Origin of the sequence: Vibrio splendidus, from assembly GCF_003345295.1 — a bacterium.
Classification (GTDB): Bacteria; Pseudomonadota; Gammaproteobacteria; order Enterobacterales; family Vibrionaceae; genus Vibrio; species Vibrio splendidus_K.
Genome location: NZ_CP031055.1, coordinates 1,216,055 through 1,242,858 on the forward strand (window position 1 = coordinate 1,216,055; position 26,804 = coordinate 1,242,858).

General features: G+C 44.5%; 27 protein-coding genes. 21 read left to right on the forward strand and 6 right to left on the reverse strand.

Annotated elements, in window-relative coordinates; translation table 11 throughout:
• Positions 1-104 precede the first annotated feature (104 nt).
• Together DUN60_RS05410 and DUN60_RS05415 are read left to right on the forward strand one after the other, a co-directional pair.
• Positions 105-1,115 carry an aldo/keto reductase gene (locus tag DUN60_RS05410; protein ID WP_114633396.1) on the forward strand — a complete coding sequence of 337 codons (1,011 nt, stop codon included), beginning with the start codon at positions 105-107 and terminating at the stop codon, positions 1,113-1,115.
• 9 nt (positions 1,116-1,124) lie between these two features.
• Positions 1,125-1,517 (forward strand): GlcG/HbpS family heme-binding protein, encoded by a 393-nt coding sequence (locus tag DUN60_RS05415; RefSeq protein ID WP_114633397.1) that lies wholly within the window; start codon positions 1,125-1,127, stop codon positions 1,515-1,517.
• 123 nt (positions 1,518-1,640) lie between these two features.
• Here DUN60_RS05415 and DUN60_RS05420 read toward each other — a convergent pair whose 3' ends face one another.
• Together DUN60_RS05420 and DUN60_RS05425 are read right to left on the reverse strand one after the other, a co-directional pair.
• On the reverse strand, positions 1,641-3,014 hold the full coding sequence (locus tag DUN60_RS05420; RefSeq protein ID WP_017077997.1) for an L-cystine transporter: 1,374 nt from the start codon (positions 3,012-3,014) through the stop codon (positions 1,641-1,643).
• 184 nt (positions 3,015-3,198) lie between these two features.
• On the reverse strand, positions 3,199-3,894 hold the full coding sequence (locus tag DUN60_RS05425) for an NAD-dependent epimerase/dehydratase family protein (RefSeq protein ID WP_054546449.1): 696 nt from the start codon (positions 3,892-3,894) through the stop codon (positions 3,199-3,201).
• Positions 3,895-4,594: 700 nt separating this feature from the next.
• Here DUN60_RS05425 and DUN60_RS05435 point away from each other — a divergent pair.
• The 9 genes from DUN60_RS05435 (at position 4,595) to btuD (ending at position 13,465) form a co-directional block, all read left to right on the forward strand.
• A complete protein-coding gene (locus tag DUN60_RS05435) occupies positions 4,595-5,206 on the forward strand; it encodes a flavin reductase family protein (RefSeq protein ID WP_114633399.1) in 612 nt (203 codons plus the stop codon).
• A 44-nt stretch (positions 5,207-5,250) separates the two neighbouring features.
• On the forward strand, positions 5,251-6,297 hold the full coding sequence (cobT, locus tag DUN60_RS05440) for a nicotinate-nucleotide--dimethylbenzimidazole phosphoribosyltransferase (protein ID WP_114633400.1): 1,047 nt from the start codon (positions 5,251-5,253) through the stop codon (positions 6,295-6,297).
• Complete coding sequence (locus tag DUN60_RS05445) at positions 6,297-7,103, forward strand: adenosylcobinamide-GDP ribazoletransferase (RefSeq protein WP_114633401.1); 807 nt, start codon at positions 6,297-6,299, stop codon at positions 7,101-7,103. The genes cobT and DUN60_RS05445 overlap by 1 nt, the downstream gene beginning before the upstream one ends.
• 9 nt (positions 7,104-7,112) lie before the next feature.
• Positions 7,113-7,715 carry a bifunctional adenosylcobinamide kinase/adenosylcobinamide-phosphate guanylyltransferase gene (gene cobU, locus DUN60_RS05450; RefSeq protein WP_114633402.1) on the forward strand — a complete coding sequence of 201 codons (603 nt, stop codon included), beginning with the start codon at positions 7,113-7,115 and terminating at the stop codon, positions 7,713-7,715.
• Positions 7,716-7,724: 9 nt separating this feature from the next.
• Positions 7,725-8,342, forward strand: coding sequence for an alpha-ribazole phosphatase family protein (gene cobC / locus DUN60_RS05455; RefSeq protein ID WP_114633403.1), 618 nt, complete (start codon positions 7,725-7,727; stop codon positions 8,340-8,342).
• Between the two features lie 146 nt (positions 8,343-8,488).
• The gene (locus DUN60_RS05460; protein WP_114633404.1) at positions 8,489-10,285 is read left to right on the forward strand and encodes a M3 family oligoendopeptidase; all 1,797 of its coding nucleotides are present in this window, start codon (positions 8,489-8,491) and stop codon (positions 10,283-10,285) included.
• Between the two features lie 277 nt (positions 10,286-10,562).
• Entirely contained in the window at positions 10,563-11,591 is a 1,029-nt protein-coding gene (locus DUN60_RS05465) for a succinylglutamate desuccinylase (protein WP_114633405.1), read from the forward strand.
• A gap of 133 nt (positions 11,592-11,724) precedes the next feature.
• Positions 11,725-12,720 carry a vitamin B12 ABC transporter permease BtuC gene (btuC, locus tag DUN60_RS05470; RefSeq protein ID WP_004734896.1) on the forward strand — a complete coding sequence of 332 codons (996 nt, stop codon included), beginning with the start codon at positions 11,725-11,727 and terminating at the stop codon, positions 12,718-12,720.
• A complete protein-coding gene (gene btuD / locus DUN60_RS05475; protein WP_114633406.1) occupies positions 12,707-13,465 on the forward strand; it encodes a vitamin B12 ABC transporter ATP-binding protein BtuD in 759 nt (252 codons plus the stop codon). Before btuC ends, btuD begins: the two co-directional genes overlap by 14 nt.
• A 53-nt stretch (positions 13,466-13,518) precedes the next feature.
• Here the strand turns inward: btuD and DUN60_RS05480 are convergent, their stop codons facing one another.
• Positions 13,519-13,932: a RidA family protein gene (locus DUN60_RS05480; protein WP_017090921.1), complete on the reverse strand. Its 414-nt coding sequence runs from the start codon at positions 13,930-13,932 to the stop codon at positions 13,519-13,521.
• A gap of 26 nt (positions 13,933-13,958) precedes the next feature.
• Positions 13,959-14,894 (reverse strand): NADP-dependent oxidoreductase, encoded by a 936-nt coding sequence (locus DUN60_RS05485; RefSeq protein ID WP_114633407.1) that lies wholly within the window; start codon positions 14,892-14,894, stop codon positions 13,959-13,961.
• Positions 14,895-15,078: 184 nt separating this feature from the next.
• On the opposite strand from DUN60_RS05485, the gene DUN60_RS05490 reads away from it, so the two are divergent.
• The 9 genes from DUN60_RS05490 (at position 15,079) to DUN60_RS05530 (ending at position 24,215) form a co-directional block, all read left to right on the forward strand.
• Entirely contained in the window at positions 15,079-16,002 is a 924-nt protein-coding gene (locus DUN60_RS05490) for a LysR family transcriptional regulator (RefSeq protein WP_114633408.1), read from the forward strand.
• Between the two features lie 168 nt (positions 16,003-16,170).
• A complete protein-coding gene (locus tag DUN60_RS05495; protein WP_114633409.1) occupies positions 16,171-16,530 on the forward strand; it encodes a DUF6559 family protein in 360 nt (119 codons plus the stop codon).
• 369 nt (positions 16,531-16,899) lie between these two features.
• Entirely contained in the window at positions 16,900-18,366 is a 1,467-nt protein-coding gene (locus DUN60_RS05500) for a lytic polysaccharide monooxygenase (RefSeq protein WP_479688298.1), read from the forward strand.
• A gap of 224 nt (positions 18,367-18,590) precedes the next feature.
• The gene (locus DUN60_RS05505; RefSeq protein ID WP_162808209.1) at positions 18,591-20,021 is read left to right on the forward strand and encodes an aminotransferase-like domain-containing protein; all 1,431 of its coding nucleotides are present in this window, start codon (positions 18,591-18,593) and stop codon (positions 20,019-20,021) included.
• Positions 20,022-20,163: 142 nt separating this feature from the next.
• A complete protein-coding gene (locus DUN60_RS05510; RefSeq protein WP_114633412.1) occupies positions 20,164-21,750 on the forward strand; it encodes a cytochrome ubiquinol oxidase subunit I in 1,587 nt (528 codons plus the stop codon).
• A 12-nt stretch (positions 21,751-21,762) separates the two neighbouring features.
• Positions 21,763-22,899 carry a cytochrome d ubiquinol oxidase subunit II gene (gene cydB, locus DUN60_RS05515; protein ID WP_114633413.1) on the forward strand — a complete coding sequence of 379 codons (1,137 nt, stop codon included), beginning with the start codon at positions 21,763-21,765 and terminating at the stop codon, positions 22,897-22,899.
• Between the two features lie 10 nt (positions 22,900-22,909).
• Positions 22,910-23,011, forward strand: coding sequence for a cytochrome bd-I oxidase subunit CydX (gene cydX / locus DUN60_RS05520; RefSeq protein WP_017109819.1), 102 nt, complete (start codon positions 22,910-22,912; stop codon positions 23,009-23,011).
• A 224-nt stretch (positions 23,012-23,235) separates the two neighbouring features.
• Complete coding sequence (locus DUN60_RS05525) at positions 23,236-23,415, forward strand: hypothetical protein (RefSeq protein WP_017095358.1); 180 nt, start codon at positions 23,236-23,238, stop codon at positions 23,413-23,415.
• Positions 23,416-23,726: 311 nt separating this feature from the next.
• Entirely contained in the window at positions 23,727-24,215 is a 489-nt protein-coding gene (locus DUN60_RS05530) for a GNAT family N-acetyltransferase (protein WP_017068284.1), read from the forward strand.
• Between the two features lie 115 nt (positions 24,216-24,330).
• On the opposite strand, the gene DUN60_RS05535 is transcribed toward DUN60_RS05530, so the two are convergent.
• Complete coding sequence (locus DUN60_RS05535) at positions 24,331-24,906, reverse strand: nucleoside triphosphate pyrophosphohydrolase family protein (RefSeq protein ID WP_065605306.1); 576 nt, start codon at positions 24,904-24,906, stop codon at positions 24,331-24,333.
• Positions 24,907-25,119: 213 nt separating this feature from the next.
• Here DUN60_RS05535 and DUN60_RS05540 point away from each other — a divergent pair, with 213 nt between their 5' ends.
• Complete coding sequence (locus tag DUN60_RS05540) at positions 25,120-26,190, forward strand: sensor domain-containing diguanylate cyclase (protein WP_114633414.1); 1,071 nt, start codon at positions 25,120-25,122, stop codon at positions 26,188-26,190.
• Positions 26,191-26,218: 28 nt separating this feature from the next.
• Here the strand turns inward: DUN60_RS05540 and DUN60_RS05545 are convergent, their stop codons facing one another.
• Entirely contained in the window at positions 26,219-26,785 is a 567-nt protein-coding gene (locus DUN60_RS05545; RefSeq protein ID WP_114633415.1) for a DUF1415 domain-containing protein, read from the reverse strand.
• Positions 26,786-26,804 lie beyond the last annotated feature (19 nt).

Genomic DNA, 26,804 nt, shown 5'->3' on the forward strand with positions numbered 1-26,804 from the left:
TCATATCAAACAATCATTTCGTAACTAGCATATTCTGTTTTCTTAAAAGAACAATATGATAGAAGCATATTTCTGGTCAGCAAATCTTCTAAGCGAGAATCGATATGACGAACAGCATTGAATCTACAAACAAAACGAATGAGAAAAAGAGTATCCCGTTATCAAATTATTTGCCGAATGTTGGCCAAGTTGCCTATGGCTGCATGGGGTTAGGTGGTGGCTGGAATGATAATCTAGTGACAAGTGCGGATGTTGCTCAAACACGAAGCGTAATCGACACAGCATTAGAATCGGGTATTAATTTATTCGACCATGCGGACATCTATACCTTCAGCAAAGCTGAGCAAGCCTTTGGTCAAGTATTACAGCAAGCTCCTGAATTACGTGATCAGATGTTCATTCAATCTAAGTGTGGGATTCGTTTTGAAGGCGAGGGGAATGTTGGTCGTTATGATTTCTCGGCTGATTGGGTTGGTCAATCGGTAGACGGCATCTTGAATCGTTTGCATACAGAAAAACTCGATGTGCTGTTATTACATCGCCCTGATCCTTTGATGGAACTCGATGAGCTGGCAAGAGCGTTAGAGCACTTAAAAGCGCAAGGTAAGGTCGATTTCTTTGGTGTGTCGAACATGAACAGCCATCAAATTCAGTACCTACAATCTACGCTCGGGCAGCCCATTGTCGCGAATCAAGTTGAGATGAGCTTAGCCAAGCTGGATTGGTTGAATGATGGGGTGATGATTAACTCGCAAGGGCATCATCAATCAGATTTCGCCACAGGCACACTAGAACATTGCCAAATGAATAACATCCAACTGCAAGCTTGGGGCTGTTTGGCACAAGGTCGATTTGCTGAGCAAGGTTTGTATTCAGAACATGAAAACGTGAAAAAGACGGCGCACTACGTGGCTCAGTTAGCGAACCAATATGGGGTAGAAAGTGAAGCGATTGTGTTGGCATTTTTGCTTCGTCACCCTGCTCGTATCCAACCTGTTATTGGCACAACAAACCTAGAGCGAATCAAAGCTTCATCAGTAGCTACTCAGATAAACCTGTCTCGTGAAGAATGGTACAACCTATACGTGTACTCACGTGGTCAAGCACTGCCATAAGGAATGAACATGTTGAATCAAAAGATCGCACAACAATTGGTGTCTAACGCTCTCAATATTGCCGAGCATAATCAACAAGCAATTGCGGTGAGCGTGTGTGATACGCACGGAGAGTTATTGGCGTTTATTCGCATGGATAATGTGAGCGTACAAGCCGGATTGTTAGCACAGAACAAAGCTTATACATCTGCAAGAGACAGACAGCCAAGCGGTAACTTAGGCGCTTGGGCGAGAGAAACCGGTAAAGACTTAAGTTACTGGACCGACTCAAAGATCACTGGCTTTAAGGGCGGTGTTCCCATTGAGATAAAGGGGCAGGTGATTGGCGCAATTGGCATCAGCGGATTGAGTGAAGATGACGATGAAGCGCTCGCCGAAAAAGTGATCGAACGAGTGCTCTAAGCGCTGTTGCTTGTGAAGTAACTGAAGCTAGATACAACAGATAATAAAAAACCGATGCATGTGCATCGGTTTTTTTGTTTAAAGAGACTCAAGTTAATGAATCAATTGAATCAATTGAATCCATTAAGCGTTCGCTTGTTCTAGATCCTGTTGCTTGTCTTTCTTACCCAATAGGCGACTTGTGATCGTACCGGCTGTCATTGCACCAGATACGTTAAGCGCTGTACGTGCCATATCGATAAGTGGTTCGATAGAGATAAGCAGTGCTGCAATCGTTACTGGAAGCCCCATAGCGGGTAGCACGATAAGTGCCGCGAATGTTGCACCGCCACCCACACCCGCGATACCGAATGAGCTCACTGTAATGATAGCAATTAGAGACAGAATGAAGTTGATGTCCATTGGGTCGATACCAACCGTAGGCGCAACCATGACTGCTAGCATTGCAGGGTAGATACCCGCACAACCATTCTGACCAATCGTCGCACCGAAAGTAGCAGATAGGTTAGCAATCGCTGGTGGCACATTTAGCTTAGTGATTTGAGCTTCAACGTTCAGTGGAATCGTTGCAGCAGAACTACGTGAAGTGAAAGCGAACGTTAGGACCGGCCAGATTTTTTGGAAGTACTCTTTCGGGTTTACACCAACAAAAGAGACCAACACACCGTGGACAACAAACATCAGGATGATTGCGACGTAAGAAGCAACGATGAAACCCAGTAAGCTTAGGATGTCAGAAGCACTTGATGTTGCTACAACTTTCGCCATTAACGCAGCGATGCCGTATGGCGTGAGTGCCATGATCATCTTAACTAAGCGCATAACGATAGATTGCGCAGCGTCAACGAAAGTACGGATCGGTGATTCTAGCTCTTCTTTCTCAGCCATTACTTTACGAGCAGCAATACCTGTTAGAACGCCGAAGATAACAACCGCAATGATAGACGTAGAGCGAGCGCCCGTTAGATCTGCAAACGGGTTGGTCGGAATGAAACTAACCAGCATTTGTGGAATGGTTAGGTCTGAAACACTTCCCATGCGGCTTTCTAGTGTTGCAATACGAGCTGTTTCACGAGCGCCCTCTGTTAAGCCTTCAGCAGAAAGGCCGAATGCTTGCGCCACTGCAATACCAACAATCGCAGAGATCGCTGTTGTGGCGAGTAATACTGAAATAGTGATACCAGAAATCTTGCCCAGTGAACCGCCTTTTTCAAGCTTCACTACAGCCGCAATCATTGAAACCAAGACTAATGGCATGATTACCATTTTAAGCAATCCAACGTAACCACGACCAACGATGTTTACCCAGTCTAGCGTCTCTTTGATGATGGGATTGCCTTCACCAAATAGCAGCTGTAGACCAAGACCAAATGCACTACCAAAAACTAAACCAAGTAAAACGAGGCGAGAAAGTGTGTTTTCTTTTTTCTGCTGTCCGTAGAGAAAAAAGAGGATACCAGTGAATACCGCTAAGGCAGCGATAGCTGAAAATGACATTTGTTTTCCTTATGAATAACTCTAAATCAATTAAGCACCTAGATGTATAGGTGTCAGTACTGCTGCTAAAATAACGTTCTGTTACAAAACGTAAAATAAGGAAAAGTAATTTATTAGAACGATTAGTAATATCCACTCAATGGGATGGGTGGATATTCAACATTGTGATGAATAGGTGAGCTTTTTAGCGATATTTTGCCAATAAATTGAGCATGTCACTTGACGAGTAAATTTCGGTATTTTTAAAATTATTTTCGAATAATCGGAACAACATTGCCTTCGCGACGTCTTCCGCTTGAATAGGGCGTAGGTTTTTGAACTGACCAAACATAAAGGGAGAGACTAAAGGAAAGATGCTTTGCAGGAGTTTTTCATCGGCTCTTGGTTCATCACGTTCACCAACCAGCGGCCCCGGACGTGCGATGAAAAGCTGCTTGAAGCCAATACGTTTTAAGTTTTGCTCCATTTGCCCTTTGCAACGAAGGTAGTGTGAATAAGAATCTGGTGAAGCGCCATAGCTCGAAACAACGGCAACGCGTTGTACTCCAAGAAACTTCATCGACTGTGCAACCTGGCTAACCAATTCAACATCGACTTTGCGAAGTGCTTCTTTTGACCCTGCCTTTTTCTTCGTCGTACCTAAGCAGATAACGCCAAGTTTAGGCGTCGCATTCGTATCATCCCAACTCGTGACTTGCAGGTCATTATGAATGAGTGTGTGGAGTTTATTGGAGTCAAATTGTGCATGGAGTGATCTTCGGGATAACGCATAGATATTGTCGACCGCGGGCTCATCAATGAGCTGCCTCATCACATGATGACCAATTAGCCCTGTTGCACCAGCCACAACAACCGATGTTTTGTCTCCAGCAATGCTCATTCTAATCCCTTATTCACTCCACAAGTGCTTGTTTAATATAAACAGTGTTTGAATTTTAAGCGAATAAAAGTTTGTTAAACGAGTGGTCAGTAGTGTGTGGGGAGTCGCCTGTTTATGGAAAAAGAGATGGTTTAGTTTGGCTTGACGCATAAGCATGGTCTGAAGCATTAGTACGGTATGAAACATAATTGTGGTGTGAAATATAAATGCGGCGTCAAACATAACAAAGCCCGCTGGGCGACGGGCTTTGTTACTTACTTTGCTGCTTTCTAGGTGAAGGATAGTGGGATTTTCCTTACCTTTTTGCTGGTTTTCTTACTTGATTTATTTGGTTTTCTTTTACTTGAGTTTGGAATCATTACACCTCCTAAATCGTTGTTCTGTTTTGTCTTTCAATCGATTGTCTTTCTTTGTGTAGCGACAGTATTGTGGGTGTTCACTGTATGGGTACTTATCAATGGAGAGATTAACAAGTACTTTAGATAAAGCATAAACGATGCCAAAATGTAAGTTATTGATAAATCTATTATCAGTATTGTAGGTGTTTTAGGATTCGTCAATTTGATTGTCAATTTGAGAAAAACTCAGCGAGATCTGTTTAAATTAAGAACACTCTCTACGGTTTCTGTTGATTAGGCATAGATACAGCATTGCTTAACACGTAAACTGAGTCGTAATTCACATAGACCAAGGACGTGCTATGAACCTCAAGCTTGATACTCTTGCTCCCACTCAGGTTTATCACCTGATGACACAAACTGTTGTGCCTAGGCCTATTGCATGGGCATTGACGGAATCTTCTGAACAAGAGTACAACCTAGCGCCTTTCTCTTATTTCACGCCTGTTTCTAGCAATCCGCCGCTACTGATGTTGTCGGTCGGAAAGAAGCCATCGGGCGAAATCAAAGATACCACCCGTAATGCCCTAGAAACGGGTAAGCTAGTGATTCACATTGCTTCTTCAAGTTCTGCCGAAACAATGACAGCAACAGCAGCCACTCTCGATCATGGTGATTCTGAAGTCACCGCGAATGATATTGAGCTGGTTGAATTTGAGGGCTTTTCTTTACCGAGAGTAAAAGAGTGCGCGGTCGCTTTTGGCTGCACCTTGTACGAAGTAAAAGAAGTTGGAGAGGTGCCACAAAGCCTTATCTTTGCTCAAGTCGAAACCGTGTACATTGCCGAAGACGTGATCGATAAAGAGAGTGAACGTCTTAAGATTGATGCGCTGGCATTGGATCCACTGTCGAGACTTGGTGGTGGTGAATACGCGACGCTTTCTAATGTGTTCTCTGTTGCTCGCCCAAAATAGCCAATCCTAAATTAACGTACCTAGAATAAGCGTTTTTAAAAACTATGTTAGATACCCAATACTCACAGTCCATCCAACATCGCATTGACCAAAAAACCAAGCCACTCGGTGCGCTTGGCCTACTAGAAAAAGTCGCACATCAATTAGCTCTGATTCAAAGCCAAGGCAAAGAAGCCGCGGTTGAACATATCGAATTGAACAAGCCAAGTATTATCATTTTTGCTGGCGACCATGGCATAGCAGATGAAGGTGTGAGTATTGCTCCAAGTGCCGTGACACAGCAGATGGTGTTGAACTTCTTAAGCGGTGGCGCGGCGATCAATTGCTTCTGTGCGGTGAATAATATCGATATCACGGTAGTCGACACGGGGATATTGTTGCCTGTGGAATCTGACAGTGACATGTTGATCTCTCAGCGCTTGGGTACGCGAACCAATAACTTTGCCAATGAAGCGGCAATGAGTTTAGAAACGGTTGAACGTGGCATTGAACTGGGTACAGAGCTTGTATCTAGAACCATTTCGAATGGCACCAATATCATCATGTTTGGTGAAATGGGCATCGGTAATACCAGCAGCGCATCAGCGATCTTAAGTGCATTATCGAATCGTGCTGCAGCGGAGTGTGTCGGCCTAGGCACTGGCATCAACAATGAACAGCTTGCACGTAAAGTGGCTGTGGTTGAGCAAGGTGTTGCTCGCTGCAAAGGCTTGGACCTTAAAGAAGTTAAAGATATTAAAGAGGTACTAGCTCAGGTCGGCGGTTATGAAATCGTTCAAATGGTCGGTGCTTTCCTTGGCGCTTATCAAGACAAGACCCCTGTACTGGTCGATGGTTTTATCGTGTCAGTCGCTGCGTATGTCGCGACTTTAATTGAACCGAGTTGCCGTGATTACATGATCTTCGCTCATCGGTCTGAAGAGTCAGGGCACAAAATTCTATTGGAACAGCTAGACGCTGAGCCTCTGCTCGATCTTGGATTGAGACTAGGTGAGGGCACTGGTGCTGCGCTAGCTATGCCCATTATTCGTGCGGCAGCCGAGTTCTATAACAACATGGCGAGCTTCGAAAGTGCTGGAGTCACTGTTTAATGAGTGATGCATCAGAAAGATCGTTGAAAGGCCGAGTTACTTATCAGTGGGAGCTGTTTGCGCTGGCGATGGGTTTCTTTTCTCGCTTACCAATGCCGAAGAACACGCCCTATTCATCAGAGCGAATGAATCGTTCTGGGCGCTACTTTTCAACGGTTGGTTTGTTACTTGGTGTTCTTTGTGGCGGTGTGTTCTTGCTACTTGATGCCATATTGCCGAGTGCGGTGGCGATCTTTTTGATGATGAGTTTTAGCTTGATGCTCACAGGTGCTTTTCATGAAGACGGCTTAACCGATATGGCGGATGGTATTGGCGGCGGCATGACCTTAGAACGCCGTTTGACCATTATGAAAGACAGCCGAATTGGCACTTATGGCGCGTCTGCACTGGCTATGGCTCTGCTTGGCAAGTGGGTGCTATTGAATGAACTGGTGAACATGACAGCCTTGTTTATGGTTATCGTTACCAGTTATACCTTTAGCCGTGCAATTGCTGCGTCACTTATCTATGACATGCCCTATGTCAGCGATTTAGATACCAGTAAAAGTAAGCCATTGGCCAATAAGCAAACTAGGGGCGAACTTGTCTTTCTATTGCTTGTTGGCGTTCTGCCAAGCCTGTGGGTTGGTCTTGAATTCGCTTTGGTTTTATCTGTCGTCGCTTATCTGTTCAGAACTGGTTTCAAAAAGTGGTTAACGGCTCGAATTGGCGGCTTTACCGGCGACTGCTTGGGGGCCGCTCAACAGTTGATGGAGTTACTGATTTACCTTGTATTCATTACTGCATTTTACAATGGCTTTCTATAACGGTTTCCTATGACAAACACAAATCAAACTATTCAATCAAGCCAGCGAAACAGCCACCTGGTATTGGGCGGAGCTCGTTCTGGCAAGTCGAGTTTTGCAGAGCAACAAGCATTATGTGCGTTTGAAGCATGTTCAAATGGACGCCTCAATTATATTGCGACAGCGACATATCTTGATGATGAAATGCGAGAACGAATCACGCACCATCAACAACGTCGTGGCGAGCAGTGGATTGAGCATGAAGTACCCGTCGAGTTAGCCTCGAAACTGCAGTCTTTTGATCAAGATGATGTGGTGCTGATCGACTGCCTAACATTGTGGTTGAACAACATCATCTTTGAACTGGGTGATGACGCGACTAATGAACAAGTGGAAGCAGTGGTTGAAGCCTTGGTCAAAAGCGTAGAGCAAAGCCCAGCGCAAATTATCATGGTCTCTAACGAAGTCGGTTTAGGTGTGGTACCTCTGGGTAAAGTGTCGCGCTTGTTTGTCGACAATGCGGGGCGAATGAACCAAGCATTGGCTCGCGTTGTCGAACGAGTTACATTGATCGCCGCAGGATTGCCACTGCACTTAAAACCATCTAATCAATCGCTTGATACTCAGGGTTAGGTCGCGCACATGGTCAATGGAACAACCAAAAACATCTATTTGCTGAGACACTGCAAGGTTGAAGGGAAAGCAGCACTGAATGGTTTATCTGACGTGTTGGTTAATCCAAATATTCAACAGCGGATTTATGATGCGTTGGCTCAGAATGATGTCGCTTTCGATGGTGTTATTACCTCACCATTAAGACGATGCAGTGACTTGGCAAACCTATATGCACAACGCATGTCGGTGCCTCTGTCTGTTGCACCAGATTTCCAAGAAATGAACTTTGGTGAAGTTGACGGGGTCGCATTTGATGAACTTGAAGACAAGTGGGCGATGCTAGACACTTTCTGGCAAGATCCCGCAAATCATCAACTGACTGGTGCGGAAAGTTTACAGAGCTTCCATGACAGAGTAACTCAAGCTTGGTCGCAACTTTTGAATGATCCAAGTGACAATCTACTGCTGGTTACTCATGGTGGCGTAATTCGAATGTTATTGGCGCATTGCCTTGATATTGATTGGAAAAATCCGAGTCTCTATTCGAAGCTATCGATAGAAAACGCGTCGATAACTCATATTCAAGTCACTCAGTTCGCACAGAGTTTTATCAGTGTAAAGTCGATAGGGTTGCCTGTTCTCTGAGTGTTAAAAATACACAGTTTTAAGAATTAACAATCTATTAGAACTGTAGATAGAAATAGAAATAGAAATATAAATAGAAGTATAAAGCGGCGTTTACAGTCGCTATACCAGATTGGTATTACTACCTACGTGAAAGGAATTTAGTCATGACAACTCCAAGTTGGGATTTAAGCATTGCTTATCGCGATCTTGATGATGCAAAAATCGAACAAGACATCGAACTGATTCAACAGTGTATTGAACTGTTGTACCTGCATGTTGAAAAGCGTCATATTATCCTAGCGATGCAAAACGCCATTCAAACTTCTGAAGCGGCAGGCACGTTACTGAGCACGATCAACACCTTCGCTAATTGCCACGCATCGGTAGACGCGACGCACACAGAAGCCAAAGCATTACTTGGTCGTGTAGCGAAGCTGAACTCTGAAATGTCTCAAGCGTTTAGCCCTTACGAAGACACGCTAATTCACGCAGAACCTGAATTTTTGAATGCCGTATTAGAGCATGATAGTGCCGATGTAGCAGGGCAACGCTTTGCTATCGAAAGCTCACGTAAGTTATCAAGCAGTCGACTCAGTGTTGCTGAAGAGCAGTTATTAGCCGCGATGAAGGTTGATGGCCGTGACGGATGGGGGCGTTTATACGATAACCTAACCGGTTCTTTAAAACTGTCGCTAAAGCTGGACGGTGAAGAGGAAGCTCTAGGCTTTTCACAAGCCGCGAGCCTGTTGTACGGCAGCGAATTCGACAAACAAGAACCGGCATGGCGCGCGGTCCAAGGTGCGATGAAAACGCATCAAGAGTCTTTTGCTTCGATCCTAAACGCATTGGCTGGGTGGCGACTGACTGAAAACAAAAAGCGCTCAAAAATAAGCGACGTACATTTCTTTGATCCAAGCCTACATGGCAGCCGAATTGTTCCAGAAACCCTAGACACTATGATGTCGGTAGCGAAAGCCAATCGCGCAGTAGGCCAAAAGGCGGGTCTGTTGATGGCAAGAGTTCACGGCTTAGATGAAATGAAGCCTTGGAACCATTTAGCCGCGATGCCACCGCTGGGTGACAGTGAATCTAAGGTCTATCCATTTGATGAAGCGATCGAAGTGATCAAAACCGCCTTCGCCGAAGTCAATCCAGAGATGGCAGATTTTGTCGCATTAATGGTTGAGAACGGCTGGATTGATGCCGCACCAGCAGCCAACAAACGTTTAGGCGCGTACTGCACTAAGTTTGCCGCGACACGCACGCCACTTGTATTCATGACATGGAGTGGCAGTCGCTCTGACTTAATGACACTGGCACACGAGTTGGGCCACGCATTCCATAACTGGGTAATGAAAGATATGCCGTTGTGTCAAACTCGCTACCCAATGACGCTAGCAGAAACCGCTTCAATCTTCGCTGAAAACATCGTTCGTGACCACTTGTTACAACAAGCACAAACACGCAATGAGAAACTTGAAATGCTGTGGGAAGAGCTTTCTTCTTCTTTGGCATTAATGGTGAACATTCCCGTTCGTTTTGAGTTTGAGAAAGCCTTCTACGAGCAGCGTGAAAAAGGCGAGCTCACGGCTCAGCAGCTGTGTGACTTGATGGAAACAACTTGGAAAGAGTGGTACGGCGATGCAATGACAGAAGCCGACCCTTATTTCTGGGCGAGCAAGTTGCACTTCAGCATCTCTCAAGTGAGCTTTTATAACTATCCATACCTGTTCGGTTATCTGTTCAGTAAAGGTGTTTACGCTCAGCGCGATGCGAAAGGTGAGCAATTCTACGGCGATTACGTGTCATTGCTTCGTGATACGGGCAGCATGATGGCGGAAGAAGTCGTTCAGAAGCACTTAGGAATGGACCTGACTCAAGCTGATTTTTGGCAACAAAGCATCGATATGGTCAAAGTTCAAATCGATGAATTTGAAAGATTGCTCGATCAGGAAGATTAATTGATCTCAATCTGTTCATGGCAGGTAAGAGCTGTGTTAGCTTACGTGGCTCTTATCTTGCTGACATGACTTGAGAAAAGCTGAGACAACCAAAATTGCTTTAAATAGAAAAAGTTATTTGGAACAGATGTCGGTTAGTAAAGTCAGCAGGTAATATAAAAATATATGGGTAGTATTTGTGAGTGATAACGGAGTTTCTATTGATAAGTGCGATCCTAGCAACACAATTTCTATGTACAATTTATTAACATACGGCCGTGCAATTAAGGAGTAACGCATGACGAAGACCCTCTTTCGCCAATCATTTCTTTTTGACAGCCTAGATCTTGAGCAAGAAGTGGTTGCAGGACAGACCGTACTGAGTAACGGTGTTCAAATTAAGCTTCATCGACGCGGTGTATTGGAAGTGATTCCCGTTGAGTATAATTCTGAAACCAAGAACATCATCTTTTCAACAGGTGTTCATGGCGACGAAACTTCACCAATGGAGCTGATTGATAAGCTCATTGAGGATATTGAAACCGGCTTCCAAGTAGTGACTGCAAGATGTTTGTTCATCATTGCTCACCCAGAAGCAACCAATGCGCATACTCGTTTTCTTGATGTGAATATGAACCGTCTGTTTGATGAAAAACAGCACGAGAGTAATCGAGAAGTGGATATCGCGAAGAACCTTAAGTACTTGGTTAATGAGTTTTACAAGGAAACGGTACCTGCCACTCGTTGGCACTTAGATCTGCACTGCGCAATCCGTTTATCTAAGCATTACTCGTTCGCGGTGAGCCCTAAGGTTCGCCACGAAGTACGTAATAAAGAGCTTTTCGATTTCATCAACAGTGCCCACGTTGAAGCTGTGTTGCTGTCGAATGCACCAACGAGCACTTTCAGTTGGTACAGCGCTGAAAACTTTGAAGCGCAAGCACTGACAATGGAATTGGGTCAGGTCGCAAAAATTGGTGAGAACCAACTTGATAAGCTCACTGCTTTTGATTTGGCAATGCGTAACTTGATTGCTGAAGCTGAGCCTGAACATCTGCCTAAGCGAACTATCATGTATCGTGTGAGCCGCACTATTGTTCGTTTGCACGATGACTTTGATTTCATGTTCTCTGATTCTGTAGAGAACTTTACCGCGTTCAAGCACGGTGAAGTATTTGGTCATGATGGTGATAAGCCATTGATGGCGAAGAATGAAAACGAAGCCGTGGTATTCCCAAATCGCAACGTGGCCATTGGTCAACGAGCTGCCTTGATGGTGTGCGAAGTTGAAACACGATTCGACCACGGTCAGCTTGTGTACGATTAATACCGAGTCGGGTTTAAGCGACTAAAACAACTGCTCAACTGGTTGAAATATCAAGGTTCGCATTACGGTGTGAGCCTTGAGTTTATTTGGGTATACAGGTAAGGTTACGCGAACATTTTCAAAGTAGCTTGATATGGATTTCCAACAACTTCTTCACCAAAAACAGCGCAAATGGACGCGAGCCATTTATCTGATGGCAGCACTGCTTGTCGCGCTGAGTGCAATTTACCTAATGGTTGGCGATCTCTTCATTTCCCCTCTGGGCACTTTGTCCACGTTAGAACAAAAACTACTGATTGATTTACGCTTACCTCGACTATTGGCTGCTATTGCTATTGGGGCTGGTTTAGCTGTATCTGGCGCAAGCTTACAAGTCTTATTGGGCAACGTATTGGCAGAGCCAGGTGTGCTCGGCATTTCTGGTGGCGCAAGTTTGGCGATGGTTATCGTACTGTTCTTCTTGCCGTTTGCTCCTACACCAGAACTGTTCATGATTGCCGCCGTTTTAGGTTCACTTTGTTTTACCGTGATTCTAGTGAGCATGGTAAAAACGATGCGACTCACCACGGCTAAATTACTGCTGGTGGGTGTAGCGCTAGGTATTCTTTCTGGTGCGATGGTGACATGGGCGTTCTATTTTAGTGATGACCTCAGCCTACGCTTATTGATGTATTGGCTAATGGGCAGCTTGGGTGGCGTCACTTGGTACCAACACTCGCTCACTTTAGTGATGATCCCCGTGATTATTTGGTTGTGCCTGCAAGGTAGTAAGCTAGATAAGTTAATGATTGGCGAGACTCATGCTGCACAGTTAGGCGTGAACGTTCCGAGATTACGCTGGCGCTTGATCTTCGCTGTGTCTATTTTAGTCGGCTGCGCGGTTGCCTTAGGCGGCGTGATCAGCTTTGTTGGCTTGGTTGTGCCACACTTGTTGCGCTTAGCGATTGGTACTGACAACCGATACCTTCTTCCTTTGTCTGCCGTTGCCGGTGCAGCATTGCTTGTATTTGCTGATATTTGTGCAAGAACTTTACTAGATTCAGCAGAACTACCCTTGGGTGTGATGACCACCAGTATCGGTGCGCCTATCTTCATTTGGATGTTAATTAAAAATCATGATTCAAATTAAGAGCCTGAGCGTCGGCGCTCGTCTATTACCACTATCATTTGAGCTAAAGCAAGGGCAGGTGACTCACGTTATCGGCCCGAATGGGAGTGGCAAAAGTACCTTACTAGAAGCGATATCTGGCATTGGTGATGGCTACAAAGGTGATATAAAGCTCGACGGACAAGACTTGTCAGTATTATCACTGCAAGACTTATCATTACACCGTGCTTATTTGTGTCAAAGCGCAAAGCCTGCCTTCAACTTAGAAGTGTTCCAATACCTTGCGTTGTCACTGCCAAGCTCCTCACACGGCCTTGATACTGAAATCAACGCAGCTTTGGACGAAATCAGCCAGATGCTAGACATTGCAGACAAACTTCATCGTTCCATTCAAACCTTGTCTGGTGGTGAATGGCAACGCGTTCGTTTGGCGGGAATGTGCCTGCAAATTTGGCCGACGCTTAACCCATACGCGAAGCTGCTGATCCTCGATGAACCCGCAGCTCCACTAGATATTGCGCAAGAAGCCTTACTCTACAAACTCATTGAACGAGTGGCAGATAAGGGCATCACCGTGATCATGGCCAACCACGACCTGAACCGGACCTTAAGGCATGCAGACCAAGTGTTGTTGCTCGACAAAGGTGTACTTCAAGCATCAGGTCGTGCAGAACAAGTTCTTACGCCGGAACAGCTAGAGTCCGTGTTTAACACAGAAGTTAAAAGTATCTCAGTCGATAATCAAAATTATCTGTTGTTTGGTTAAGCCTTTATCGTTTGGGGAAGACGGTTGAATCTTAGGATTGGAAAGCTCGGCAGTTATCGGGCTAACATCATCTCATATTCAACCATCATATCTGGCATCCCTAAACGCTGAACATAGCGCAACGTGCCTGTCGCTGGTTTTACTTCAACATCCCCTAAAAACTCTTCCCAGACATGAGCAATGCCTTCGAATTGATCAGAGTTTACTTCGTTGGTAAATGTCCAATCTGTCCTGACAATGTCGTTAACACTAAAGCCAGCTTCTTCTAAGAATGCCTTCATTTGGTCTAAAATCAATCGTGTTTGAGCAACAGGATCATTAGGGTGTTGAGTAATAAAGTCCGGGTTACAGTCAGCATGTCCTGTTACAAAGAATACTTCGCTGAACTCACTTAGTTTCAGCCCCCAACTAAACGCATTGCTCATATCGGGTAGGTTCTTATTACGAAAAGCTTGTTTAATGGCCATTTTATATCCTCTCTACTTGATAGTGTTTACAGCGAAACTTCCAATACGATTTTGCCACGAGCACGTTTCGATTGACTTAACTCCTGTGCTTGAGCGGCTTTAGATAGTGGGAACACCTTATCGATGTTCACTTTAATTACGCCATCATCAATTAAAGCGGCAATACGTTGTAGATCTCTGGCATTGGGTGAAACCCACCAACGTTGAAAATTGACGCCTAGTTGCAGTGGTAATACGCTTTCAATGTCATCTAACAGTGAAACTACGTTGCCACCTTTTCGTACAACTTCGAGTGAACGCTCCGCGATGCCATCACCCCCAACAGCTACGAGTACAGCATCTAACTCATCAACTAGGTCTTCAAAGCGCTGAGTTTGATAATCAATGAATTGATCGACCCCTAAAGCCGTTAAGTAGGCTTTGTTGCTGGCTGATGCTGTTCCGATAACATAAGCACCGAGCGCTTTCGCTATTTGAACCGCAAAGCTGCCAACACCTCCGGATGCATTGTGAATAAGGACACGTTGACCGGCTTTGAGTTGGCAGCCTTCAACAAGTGCTTGCCATGCTGTTGTTGCGGCCAATGGCACAGCTGCAGCGGTCACGATGTCGAGAGACTTGGGCGCTCTTGCTACTAAATCACTATCGACAGCAAGATATTCGGCGTAGGCGCCTTGTTCAGAAATGGGCGTATATACATAGACCTGCTCCCCAAGTTTAAGGTTGCTTACATTGTTGCCTTTTTCGACAACTTGCCCTGCTGCATCCCAGCCAACAATGAGTGGCATTTCATGTTGACCGCTAGCCTGTAAGAATCCCTCTCTTACCATCCAGTCGACAGGGTTTACCCCCGCGCCTTGTACTTTGATCAGCACTTGATTTGGTGTGATGGTGGGTTTCGCTATATCGCCGAACGTTAAGTTCTGCGCACTTCCATACTCTTCTAAATACACTGCTTTCATCGTATTTCCTTATAAGTGAGTCATCTGATTTGTTTTTCTAACAGCGGGTTAATCTGTTTGTGGAACTCACTTTGCCCAACTTGTTACTTATCGTCTAATTGATGATTGGTATAATATGCATTGATTAATATGATGAGTTTGTCGATACTCATTCACTAACTCCCTGTGTAATTAGGCAAGTAAGATGGCTAATGTCGATCTGAATTTAATGGTTATTTTTGATGCAATCATGCAGGAAAGCTCGATTACCGTGGCCGCAGAACGATTGTCGATGACGCAACCGTCGGTATCGAACGCAGTCTCTCGAATGCGTTACGCTTGGCAAGATCCTTTATTCGTGAAACAAGGAAGAGGGGTTCGCCCAACCCCTTACGCCGTCGAGTTATGGAAAACGATTGGTGAGCCGTTAGAGGCAATACGGATTGCAACTGAGCGTGATGAGTTTAATCCTGCGACGTTAAAGCGCACGTTTAGAATTGCGACCACAGATTGGATGGCAGATCTGTTTTGGCTGCCGTTAAAGCAACGAATAGAGCGTGAAGCGCCTGACGTTAATATTCACGCCGTACCTTACAACGTCAATGGAGAAAAGTTATTGCTCAGTGCCGATGTCGATATGGTCTTGGATTACTTCGAAGGCAACTCAGCTCAAGTACAAACTCAGCATCTATTTGATAATCACTTTGTGTGCGCAATGCGTGCCGATCACCCGTTGGCTAGTGAAGAGCTATCGCTAAGTGCTTTTGCTAGTGCTGATCATTTGTTGCTCTCGTTATCAGGTGAGGCGACAGGCGGGGTAGACATGCTACTAGGACAGAAGGGAATGAAACGGCGCATCGCCATGACGGTGAACCACTGTTACTCCATACCTAGGTTGTTAATCAATACTGACATGATCACGACGATTCCATTACCGATAATATTGGAGAGCGTGAGCAAAGGAGATCTGGTGATTAAGAAAACGCCATTCACCATGCCGCCGGGGCCCATCTCGATGTCTTGGCATGTGCGCCATCAACGTGACCAAGGTACGTTATGGTTGCGTGAGAAAGTGCTTAGTGTTCTGAACCATGGTTTACCTAAGAATTTACTTTTTGGTCCGTTTTAATGAGAAGCGGTGCAAAGAGTATTCGTCTCGAAATTGCTTTTTCGCATTGTTAATCAGTATATTACTGACGTTATATATAGAGCATCGTCATAAAGAGTGACATTCTAAGTGTTGCTCAAATCTGAACAACACTTGATGTGATATTTGTAAATTGGAAGGGGAATTAGAGTGTTTAGATATATTCAGCGACGAAGGATCAAAAAGGTTATTAAGCTACTGTCTGCAAGGTTGGTAAAGAGCTATGGAAGCCGTGACTTTTTCTCGATTGGTCAGGTAGAAACGAGTTCTCGTGAATTGAGTAAGCGCCAACAACAAATCGCATTGGCTTTGTTTGCTGATCCGCAAGATTTAGATGTTGAATTGGTTCCCACTATCCAACTGTTACGTAATGATGTGTCTAACGACTTCTTCGGCGGCGAAGACTACACCGCACGTGATGTGCTCAACCTCTTGGGTGGAAGCGGCTGGAAGGGCGGTTGTATGGACGACGACATGTCACATCGCATGGGCATGCATAGCCGTTATTAATGCTCTTCTCATTATTTAACTTCCTGTATATCCCCAAAGCGGCTTAATCATAAAGTCGCTTTTTTATTCATTTTGAATGATGTTCCCTCAATCAACACAGAATACTGAGATCCAATAATTCGAAGCAACATCATCTATCTACAACGCTTTTGTTTGAGTTGTGTGACTCTGATTCCTATCAATATAAAACCTGCTGTCATTGATAAAATTGACGTATATATTTTTCGTTGTTCTTCAATAAAAAACTATAAACCTTCGAACTGCAATTCAGGTTGGTAAGTGACCAATTGATGTTGTGTGCAGGGTAAAATAATAGAGAGTGGGAAAGTGACAACAATAAATAATAATATTCTAAAAGTAGCAGTAGGTATGGCTATGCTATCGAGTGTGCCGTCAGTGGCAAACGCTCATGGTTGGTCTGAATTTCCAAGCGCACGTCAGAACACGTGTTACGAGCAAGGCGGGGTTTGGTCAGGTACACCACCAAATGCTGCATGTGCTCAAGCAAAAGATATTTCTGGTTCATACCCGTTCGTTCAACGTAACGAGTACGCGAAAAATATTCAAGATTTCAACAACATCAATGCTGTAAAAGCGGCGATTCCTGACGGCACTTTATGTTACGCCAATGATTCGCAAAAACGCGGCATGGGTGCACCTCATACAGGCTGGACTCGCACCGAGCTTAATACTGGTACATTTGAATATGTATTCAATGCGACTGCACCACACAACCCGTCATTCTGGGAATTCTACCTAACGAAACCAAACGCAGACCTGAGCAAAGGCCTAGCGTGGGGGGACTTAGATCTTATCCAAGAAGTGGGGAATGTTCCTGTAAGCGGTGGCAAATACCGTATCAACGTGACGATTCCTTCAGACCGCTCTGGTGACGCAATCTTATACGTACGTTGGCAACGTGACGATGCCGCGGGTGAAGGCTTCTACAACTGTTCTGACATCACTATCGCGGGTGGTACAACCCCTCCACCAGAGCCAGGTCCTGAGCCTGATCTAGTCCGTGGCGACCTGTTTGTTTCTGACCAGTTTGGTACGCCAGAAATTGGTGATACGGTTAAATACGACATAACCAACAAGTATGGTGAAGTAGCGCGTAGCTTCGACATCGCTATCGACGCTTTAAACGTTAATGATTGGGCTCGTTTGTTGGCTTCAGAAATTAATGGCTGGCATGAAGAGTTTAAGGATGGCGCGATCTTCATTGGTGACTGGCATGCTGAAATGCAGCACTACATGTACTTCCAAAACGATCCTTCTCGTAACTTCTTTAACTCAAAAGATAGCCGCGCTTCTGGTCAGTTAACGCTGATTGATGGTGGCGACGGTGGTGTTGAACCACTGAAAGGCGACATCTACGAGCTAGTGAAGAGTGACAACGTAGTGAATGCTGGCGACAAAGTTGTGATTGCAACAAGCGAAGCGGCAAATCTAACTCAGACACAAGGCTCTTCAGTAAGCATTCAAAATAACGGCACGGCTTCTATCATGGTTGATACCACGGGTATCACGGCTAATGAAACTTTGTCATTCATGGCTAGTTCTATTGAAAGTGACAGTGTTGAAACCTTCACGTTTGAAGTGATTGCTGATGACGGTGGCGTAACACCAGACCCAGATCCAACGCCGGATCCAGATCCGACTCCTGACCCTACGCCAGACCCAGGCACTTGGGACTCATCAGCAACTTACCTAGGCGGTGAAGTCGTGACTTACTCAAACCAGTATTGGAAAGCACAGTGGTGGATCCAAGGTGGTACAAACCCTAAAGCGACCTACGAAAATGATCAGTGGGGCGTGTGGCGTCCAGCTAACTAATCTTAATTAGCGTTAGTTAGTTAGCTTTAAAGTAATAACCAAGGCACCACACTTTTTGACGAGTGTGGTGTCTTTTCTTATGGGAGAGATAAACAAGTCGACCGTGAAGAGAATTGCGTTTAGGGTAGGGCTTTGGTTTACCTCGAATGCTAAGTTCACCTCGAATGCTTTGAATATCGGGAGTTCGGGAAGCTTAAGCGCACTGGATAAGAAAGAACTTTTTGATGAAAAAATCACAGATACTCGCCAATACAATTAAGAATCAGATAGAGCAAAACATCTGGTTGAGTGGTGAGAAGATCCCATCAATTAGAGACGCATGTAAGCGCTATAAACTCAGTATCGAGACGGTGCTGCAGGCGTATCAACAGCTCGAAGACCAAGGCTATGTGCGCTCAAAGCCTAAGTCTGGCTATTTCGTGTTACCGCGTAGAAATGTATTCACCTCAGAACACGCGCAACAGAAAGTCATTAAGCCGTATCCCGTTAAAATCAGCGATCTGCTTTACGATGTACTTCAACGAGCCAAAGATCCTAGCATCATTCCACTGAGCTCGGCATTCCCAGATCCTGCTTTGTTTCCGCATCAAGCATTGTCGCGCAGTTTAGCTAATGCTAGTCGTCAAATGCCAGATAACAGCATGCTCACTAATTTACCGCCAGGCAGTGAAACGTTACGCAGGCAAATCGCCCAACGCTATCAAGTTCAAGGTTTGAACGTCCTACCTGACGATATCGTGATTACTTCTGGAGCTATGGAAGCCCTAAATTTATGTCTGCAATCTTGCACGGAGCCGGGTGATTTAGTCGCGATAGAGTATCCTGCGTTTTACGGAGTGTTACAGGCTATTGAAAGACTAAACCTCACTGCCGTAGAGATTCCAACTGACCCTGAAACTGGTATAGATTTAGATGTGTTGGAATCGGTGTTCGCTTCAATGGACATCAAAGCGTGCTGGTTTATGACAGAATCGCAAAACCCAGTGGGTTATTCGATGAGTGATAACAACAAGCAGCGATTGGCCGAGTTGGTGAATCAACATAAGATCCCGATGATTGAAGACGATGTGTATCGAGAACTGCACGTCGGTAATCAAAGCTCATTGCCTGCTAAAGCCTATGACACTGGCGAGCAAATCATGTTGTGTGGTTCGTTTTCCAAATCATTGTCGCCCGGCTTTCGAATCGGTTGGGTAGTTGCAAGGAAACAAGCGTTAAAGATTCAGAGATTGCAGCACCTTTCGACGCTCTCAAGCAGTATTCCTATCCAACTTGGACTGTCTCACTACCTGACGTTTTACAGTTATGACAACCATCTTAAAAAACTTCGCAAGCTTTTGAATGAAAGGAAGAAGGCACATATTGCATTGTTAGAATCTAGCTTACCTTCAAGTGCGATGGTGCATAAAAGCCAAGGTGGCTACTTCATTTGGATAGAGTTGCCTCACTCTGTTTGTGTTGAGAAGCTGTATGAGTTAGCCCTTAAACAAAACATCTCTGTCGCACCGGGAATCATATTTAGCAGTGACAAAAAATTCTCTCATCACATTCGTCTCAACTGTTCGTACGCTTGTGACGACAAAATAGCAGAAGCCATTCGAACGCTAGGCGGCTTGATTCAGGCAATGGAATTGCAAGCCAATAGTTGCAGCTAAACTCTGACCAGTCGTTCGCCTAATAAGTAAATCTGTTCTGTTTTTTAACAATCAATCTGTTCTAGTTTGGTTCGCGAGAACTGTGCTGAAATACGCTCCAATTCTTAATATGAAAGCCATCATTATGATGTTTGGAGCTTAAATGTTTGATGTAGTTGAATTGTCGCGTTTGCAGTTTGCGTTAACTGCTATGTTTCATTTTCTTTTCGTCCCTCTGACTATCGGTATGTCGTGCTTACTGGCGATCATGGAGTCGATCTATGTACTCACCGGTAAACAAATTTATCAAGACATGACTCGCTTCTGGGGCAAACTGTTCGGTATTAACTTTGCATTGGGTGTCACGACTGGTTTAACCATGGAGTTCCAGTTCGGCACCAACTGGTCTTATTATTCTCACTATGTCGGCGATATTTTCGGCGCACCTTTAGCCATCGAAGCGCTTGTCGCGTTCTTCTTAGAATCCACCTTTGTCGGCTTATTCTTTTTCGGTTGGGAAAGGCTATCGAAACGCCAACACCTTGTAGTGACTTGGCTGGTGGCTCTGGGCTCGAGCTTTTCTGCACTGTGGATTTTGGTTGCAAATGGTTGGATGCAAAATCCAATTGGATCAGAGTTCAATTACCAAACCATGCGTATGGAAATGACCAGCTTTGCCGAAGTGGTGCTCAACCCTGTCGCTCAAGTTAAATTCCTGCATACCGTGGCCTCAGCGTATACCTGTGGCTCGATGTTTATCCTTGGTGTGAGTTCATATTACTTACTGAAAGGTCGAGACATCGCATTTGCAAAACGTTCTTTCGCTGTGGCTGCATCTTTCGGAATAGCTTCTATCATTTCGGTAATCGTACTTGGCGATGAATCTGGTTATGAACTGGGTGATGTCCAAAAAGTAAAACTCGCAGCGATTGAAGCGGAATGGCACACCGAGCCTGCACCGGCTGCATTTACATTATTTGGTTTACCAAACCAAGAAGAAGGTAAAACCGACTTCGCGGTAAAAATCCCTTATGTGATGGGCATTATTGCAACGAGATCTTTGGATGAACAAGTGACGGGTTTACACGATTTGCGCGATCAGCACCTGGTCCGTATTCGCAACGGCATTATTGCATATGACTTGCTAGAGCGTTTGCGAGCGGGCGATACGTCTGATGAAACAGAACAAGCCTTCGACCAAACTAAGCACGACCTCGGTTATGGACTGCTACTCAAGCGTTACACCGATACCGTAACCGATGCGACTGAACAGCAAATCCAACAAGCGGCAGATGATTCCATTCCAACTGTCTGGCCACTTTTCTGGTCATTCCGAATCATGGTGGGTTGTGGCTTCATTATGTTGTTTGTCTTTGGTGCAGCCTTCCTGCAAACCTACCGTAAAAACATTACGCAAAAGCCTTGGTTACTGAAAGCAGCGCTATGGTCAATTCCATTGCCTTGGATTGCGATTGAAGCTGGCTGGTTTGTTGCGGAATACGGCCGTCAGCCTTGGGCTGTGGGTGAAATTCTTCCTGTGACGGTCGCGGCATCTTCGCAAACCGTTGAAAACCTGCTTACGTCTCTTGCTCTCATTATCAGCCTATATACCGTATTTATCATTGTTGAAAGTTACTTGATGATTACCGTTGCTAAAAAAGGTCCAAGCAGTTTAAAAACGGCTCGCTATCACTATGAACAAAATACAACTTCACTTGAAGCCAAATTGGCACAACAAGTTCAACAATAAGGTGACTGACTCATGTTCGAATATGACACATTACGTTTAATTTGGTGGGTTCTGATTGGTGTACTGCTGATTGGTTTTATGATCACCGATGGTTTTGATATGGGAGTGGGGGCGTTGTTACCGTTTATTGGTAAAACGAACGCTGAAAGACGAGTCATGATTAACTCCATCGCGCCCCATTGGGACGGCAACCAAGTTTGGTTAATTACCGCAGGTGGTGCGTTGTTTGCGGCTTGGCCTCTGGTTTATGCGACATCGTTTTCAAGCCTTTATGTGGCGATGTATTTGGTGCTTATTTCATTGTGGTTGCGTCCTTTGGCGCTTGAGTATCGAGCAAAGATCGACAGCGATCAGTGGCGACGGGTGTGTGACCTAGCTATCTCTTTCTCAGGCTTCTTGCCACCTATCTTGTTCGGGGTGGCGTTTGGCAATTTGATGCAAGGCTTACCTTTTACGCTCAATAGCTTTTTAATGGTTGAGTACCATGGTTCGTTTATCGATTTGATTAACCCATTTTCGCTTTTGTGTGGTCTGGTTGGGTTATTGATGGCGCTGTTACAAGGCAGTGCGTGGTTGATGATGAAAACCACAGACGCAGTGTACAAAAAGGCAAGAACGGTGACGCAGGCGAGTGCTGTATTTGTCGCTTTCCTTATGGTGATTGGCTGTATGGCGATAAACCATATTGACGGGTATCTAATAGTCAGTGCGATGGATCATAGCTCGGCTTCGAATCCTTTGAACAAAGAAGTCGTCAAACAAGCAGGTGCTTGGTTAACCAACTTCGATACGTACCCTTGGATGTGGTTTGCGCCGATCGGCAGCGTGACCATTCCTTTACTGGCTTTAATTGGCGCAAGGTTGAAATGGGATGCGATTGCTTTTATTAGTTCAAGCCTGACTAACGCTTGCATCATCTTAACGGCTGGTTTCTCGATGTTCCCGTTCATTATCCCGTCTAGCGTTAACCCGAGTAATAGCCTAACGCTGTGGGATTCAACCTCCAGTGAACTGACCTTGAATATCATGACAGGCGTGGCGTTTGTGATGGTGCCAATCATTCTGTGTTATACCGCGTTCAGTTATCGAACCATGTTTGGGCGACTTGATAGCGAGTATGTCGAACGTAATGGCCATTCACTGTATTAAGGAGTTTTTCATGTGGTATTTTGTTTGGATATTGGGCTTATTTCTAGCCTCTGCTTTTGCGGTTTTGAATGTCATCAGCTTAGAAAAAAGTGACTCAGAAACGGAGTTATGATTGACACTTTAATTCATAAAAAGACCAGAAGCATGATGCTCTGGTCTTTTTTATACCTTTAAATCATGGCTATGCTGCTTTATTAGTTAGTGGCACAAAATGGTAAGACTCGAATCGAGTGAATGACTAGAATTATCTCAAACGAAACAAGTGAATTAGGGCGGATTCTAGTCACTTTATCTTATTCGAATGGATGCTTTGAAAGCTCGAAAGAGGATTATTTTATGTACGAACTAACACTGATTCTAAGCCTAATGATGGGTGGAGCTGATAGCACAGCAGAAATGGAAGTTAACACCCAATTTACGACTCTTGAGCAATGTAATGAAGAAGGCGCAGCGCTAGCTGAGAAGCTAAATGCAACAGACCTAAAAGTCATGCAAGTTCAATGTGAGCGTGATTAACTAGATCAAGATGAACTAGTTCATGATTAACCAGAGCAGAACTAGTTAGATCATGACGAACCAAAGCTAACTAACTCCATAGATTTGGCGGCATGGGCACACCCGAGGTGCCCATATCGAATTACCTCCAGTTTAACTAACCTTGATTCCTCAAATGTACTTCTTCAGATCATCCACATACATTCCCCACATCAGTCCCAATAAAAACAATTTCATCTAACCTATTGTTAAATATTTACTATTTGATAGTGTGTCTAGGTGCACATTAAGGATGTGTTTCATATTTAGCGATGAAAATAGTAGGAGTTGCGATGAGTATTATAGTGAGACGGTCTGAACCGTCAGATGCAAAGGGAATCAAAGAAGTTTACGAATGCACTAATGCTTATACCGGTACGCTGCAACTCCCAAATCCATCTCTGGAAAGCTGGCAAAAACGAATCTCTAATATGCCTGACAACGTGTACTCGTATGTCGCGATGATCGACGATGAGATTGTTGGCAACTTGGGAATGGAAGTGTGTGTGAACCCAAGAAGACGACATGTGGCTTCATTTGGTATGGGTGTTAAAGACGATGTGTTAGGCAAAGGTGTGGGTAGTCAGCTGCTCGCGACCGCGATCGACTTGTGTGATAACTGGATTAACATCAAGCGAATGGAGTTAACGGTGTACACCGATAATGAAAGAGCGATCAGTCTGTATAAGAAGTTTGGTTTTGTTATTGAAGGAGAGTCCGCAGGGTTTGCTTTCAGAAATGGCGAATATGTGGCGGCTTACCACATGGCTCGACTGGTATAGCACTTGGCTACACAGTTAGAATTTACGGACAGATAATAAAACGCCACGTTATTTAAACGTGGCGTTGGCTATTCAAATTAGCTGAAGCTTTTAACCGCTTCAGTATTAACCTTAATTAAGCCGTTAGTGGCTCAAGGTTCGCAGGACGGTAGTGTACTGATTTTAGTACTTTACCTTGGCGAACCGTTTTACCTTCCGATACGAAATCTTCCGCACACTTAGCGATGATGTATTCGCCTTTTTGAACCGCCATCAGCTTGATGTTCTGCTCAGCATAGAAAGCTTCTGTTTCAGCGTATTCTTTTTCGTTGCGACATACTTTGCTCATGTTACTTGAGTGTACTTCGTCCCAGCAAGGTAAGAAGTCAATTGAGCGGTTTTTAGAAACATTCAATAGCAGGTCGATCAGGTAGCTGATTGCTAGGTTGTCTTCAACCTTAGCTTGGCCAAGGTGAACCAGACGCCCCATCAAAACATAAACGCTGTCTACAATAGCGTCCGCTTGTTCGATTTTTGAGTCAGCTTCTGCAAGTTCTGTTAGTTCTTCGATCGCTAGAGAGGTATGTAGCGTATCGCCTTTTTCGTCCATTGTTTCAGGAGCAGCAACAGGCAGATCAAAAGTACTGCGGAACTCTTCAATGTCGCGGTAAAGGTGATCGTAGATTTCTTGGCTTAGTTGAGAAAGGTTCATTTTCCTATCCATTCTGTTTCGTTAATGGATCATTTTATCAAAGCTAGGAATAGGGTGCTAACGCAAAGTCGAAGAAGTCGACTTTTATTCATTGGACCAATGAGGTATTTTGCATACAAACCAATTGATTATTAGGTTTTTTTACACTTTACTCTTCTTCATATACCAAATAGTGATGTTGTCATTAAATTCGACAGTTGTGAGATCCCAGTTATGCACCAAGCCAGTGAAAGCGAAATTGTTATACGCCGCTTGTATCAAATTACCAATGACTATCGAAAAGGTTTCGATAGTCAGATCGCTCAACTGCTTATTATGGGACTCGAACGCTTTGATTTAGATATTGGTATCCTGTCGAAAGTAGAAGGCAACCGCTATCGAGTGGAACATTGCATTACCCCTGATGGCGTGGAACTGCACACCGGCGATATTTTCGATTATCGTTCGACCTATTGCGAAATTACGTGTAAATCAATCGGCCCTATCTGCATTGAACATTGCGGTAAACACGATAAATATGCAACTCATCCTGCTTATCAGTCTTTTGGGTTAGAGTCTTATATTGGTATCCCGATTTTCGTTAATGACGAGCTTTATGGCACCTTAAATTTTTCAAGCCCGGCTCCTTATCATCGTGAATTCAAGGAGTTCGATATCGACGTTATGAGGTTAATGGCCTCATGGATCGAAGTGGAACTGGTTAGAAGACAGCAAGAGCGAAAACTCAAAGAGCTGAATGAGAAGTTAGAGTACCAAGCTATGTACGATCCTTTGACACACTTGCCGAATAGACGTTGCTTGTTCAAAACGTTGAACGCAGAAGTGGAGCAGTTAAAAGGATCTTTAGGAAAGGGAACCTTAGCGGTTGTCGACATCGATTTCTTTAAACAGGTTAATGACGCTTATGGTCATCAAATGGGTGATGTTGTATTAAAGAAAGTGGCGAACGTGCTGAGCAATAACACTCAAGAGGGTGAATTTGTGGCGCGCTTTGGTGGCGAGGAGTTCATTCTTTGGTACCCCAATAAAACACCAAGTTGTGTTGAAGATAAGTTCATGACTCTTTTAAAAGAGATGAAGAAAATTACACTGGATAGAAAGCCTGTCACTATATCAATCGGCGCGTGTCATTTTGAGTTGAGTACAGGGGATACCAAAGGGGAAAGGATGTCGGCGTTAGATAAGCTCATCAAAGTTGCCGATGAATGCCTGTACATTGCGAAACAAAATGGACGAGATCAGTTCATTTCTCGTCCATATCATCAAGAACGCTCAGGAATATGAGCCATCTTGTTAGCGATTAACTGGACGATTAACTGAACAGGTAAGGGAACAGTTGACGACGTTCTTCCGGCGTTAAGGATTCAACTCTCGTGATGTTGGTATCAGGAATCGCTTCAGGGTTAGGGTAGTGCTTCAACACTTTTTCCATACTCGCTTCACGAATCAAATGGTAAACCGGATACGGAGAGCGGTTAGTCAGATTTTCATCGTCTTCTGGATCCGCACCACCAAAGCAATAGTCTGGGTGGAAGGTTGCCACTTGGTAAACGCCTTCCCAATCTTCTTGCTTGATCAACGCTTCAATCCAATCAATGAACATGTTGTAGTCGAAGAAATCTTGCAGCATGTTAGGTACAACCACCAACGTCGTCTCTAATTCTGCGACTGGCGTGTTATCTAACTCTACGAAATGCGTCATGATGTCTTGCAACAACGCTTCTTCCGTATTTGCTTCACTCACAAAGATCTTAATCTGTTTATTACGTTGTGGCTTGGCTGCGAATGGACACAGGTTTAGGCCAATAACGACATCGTCTAACCACTGTTTTACTTGGTCGTGGATGGTTTGAAGATCTGTGCTTTGAGTGTTCGACATAACAGGTTCCGAAATGAAA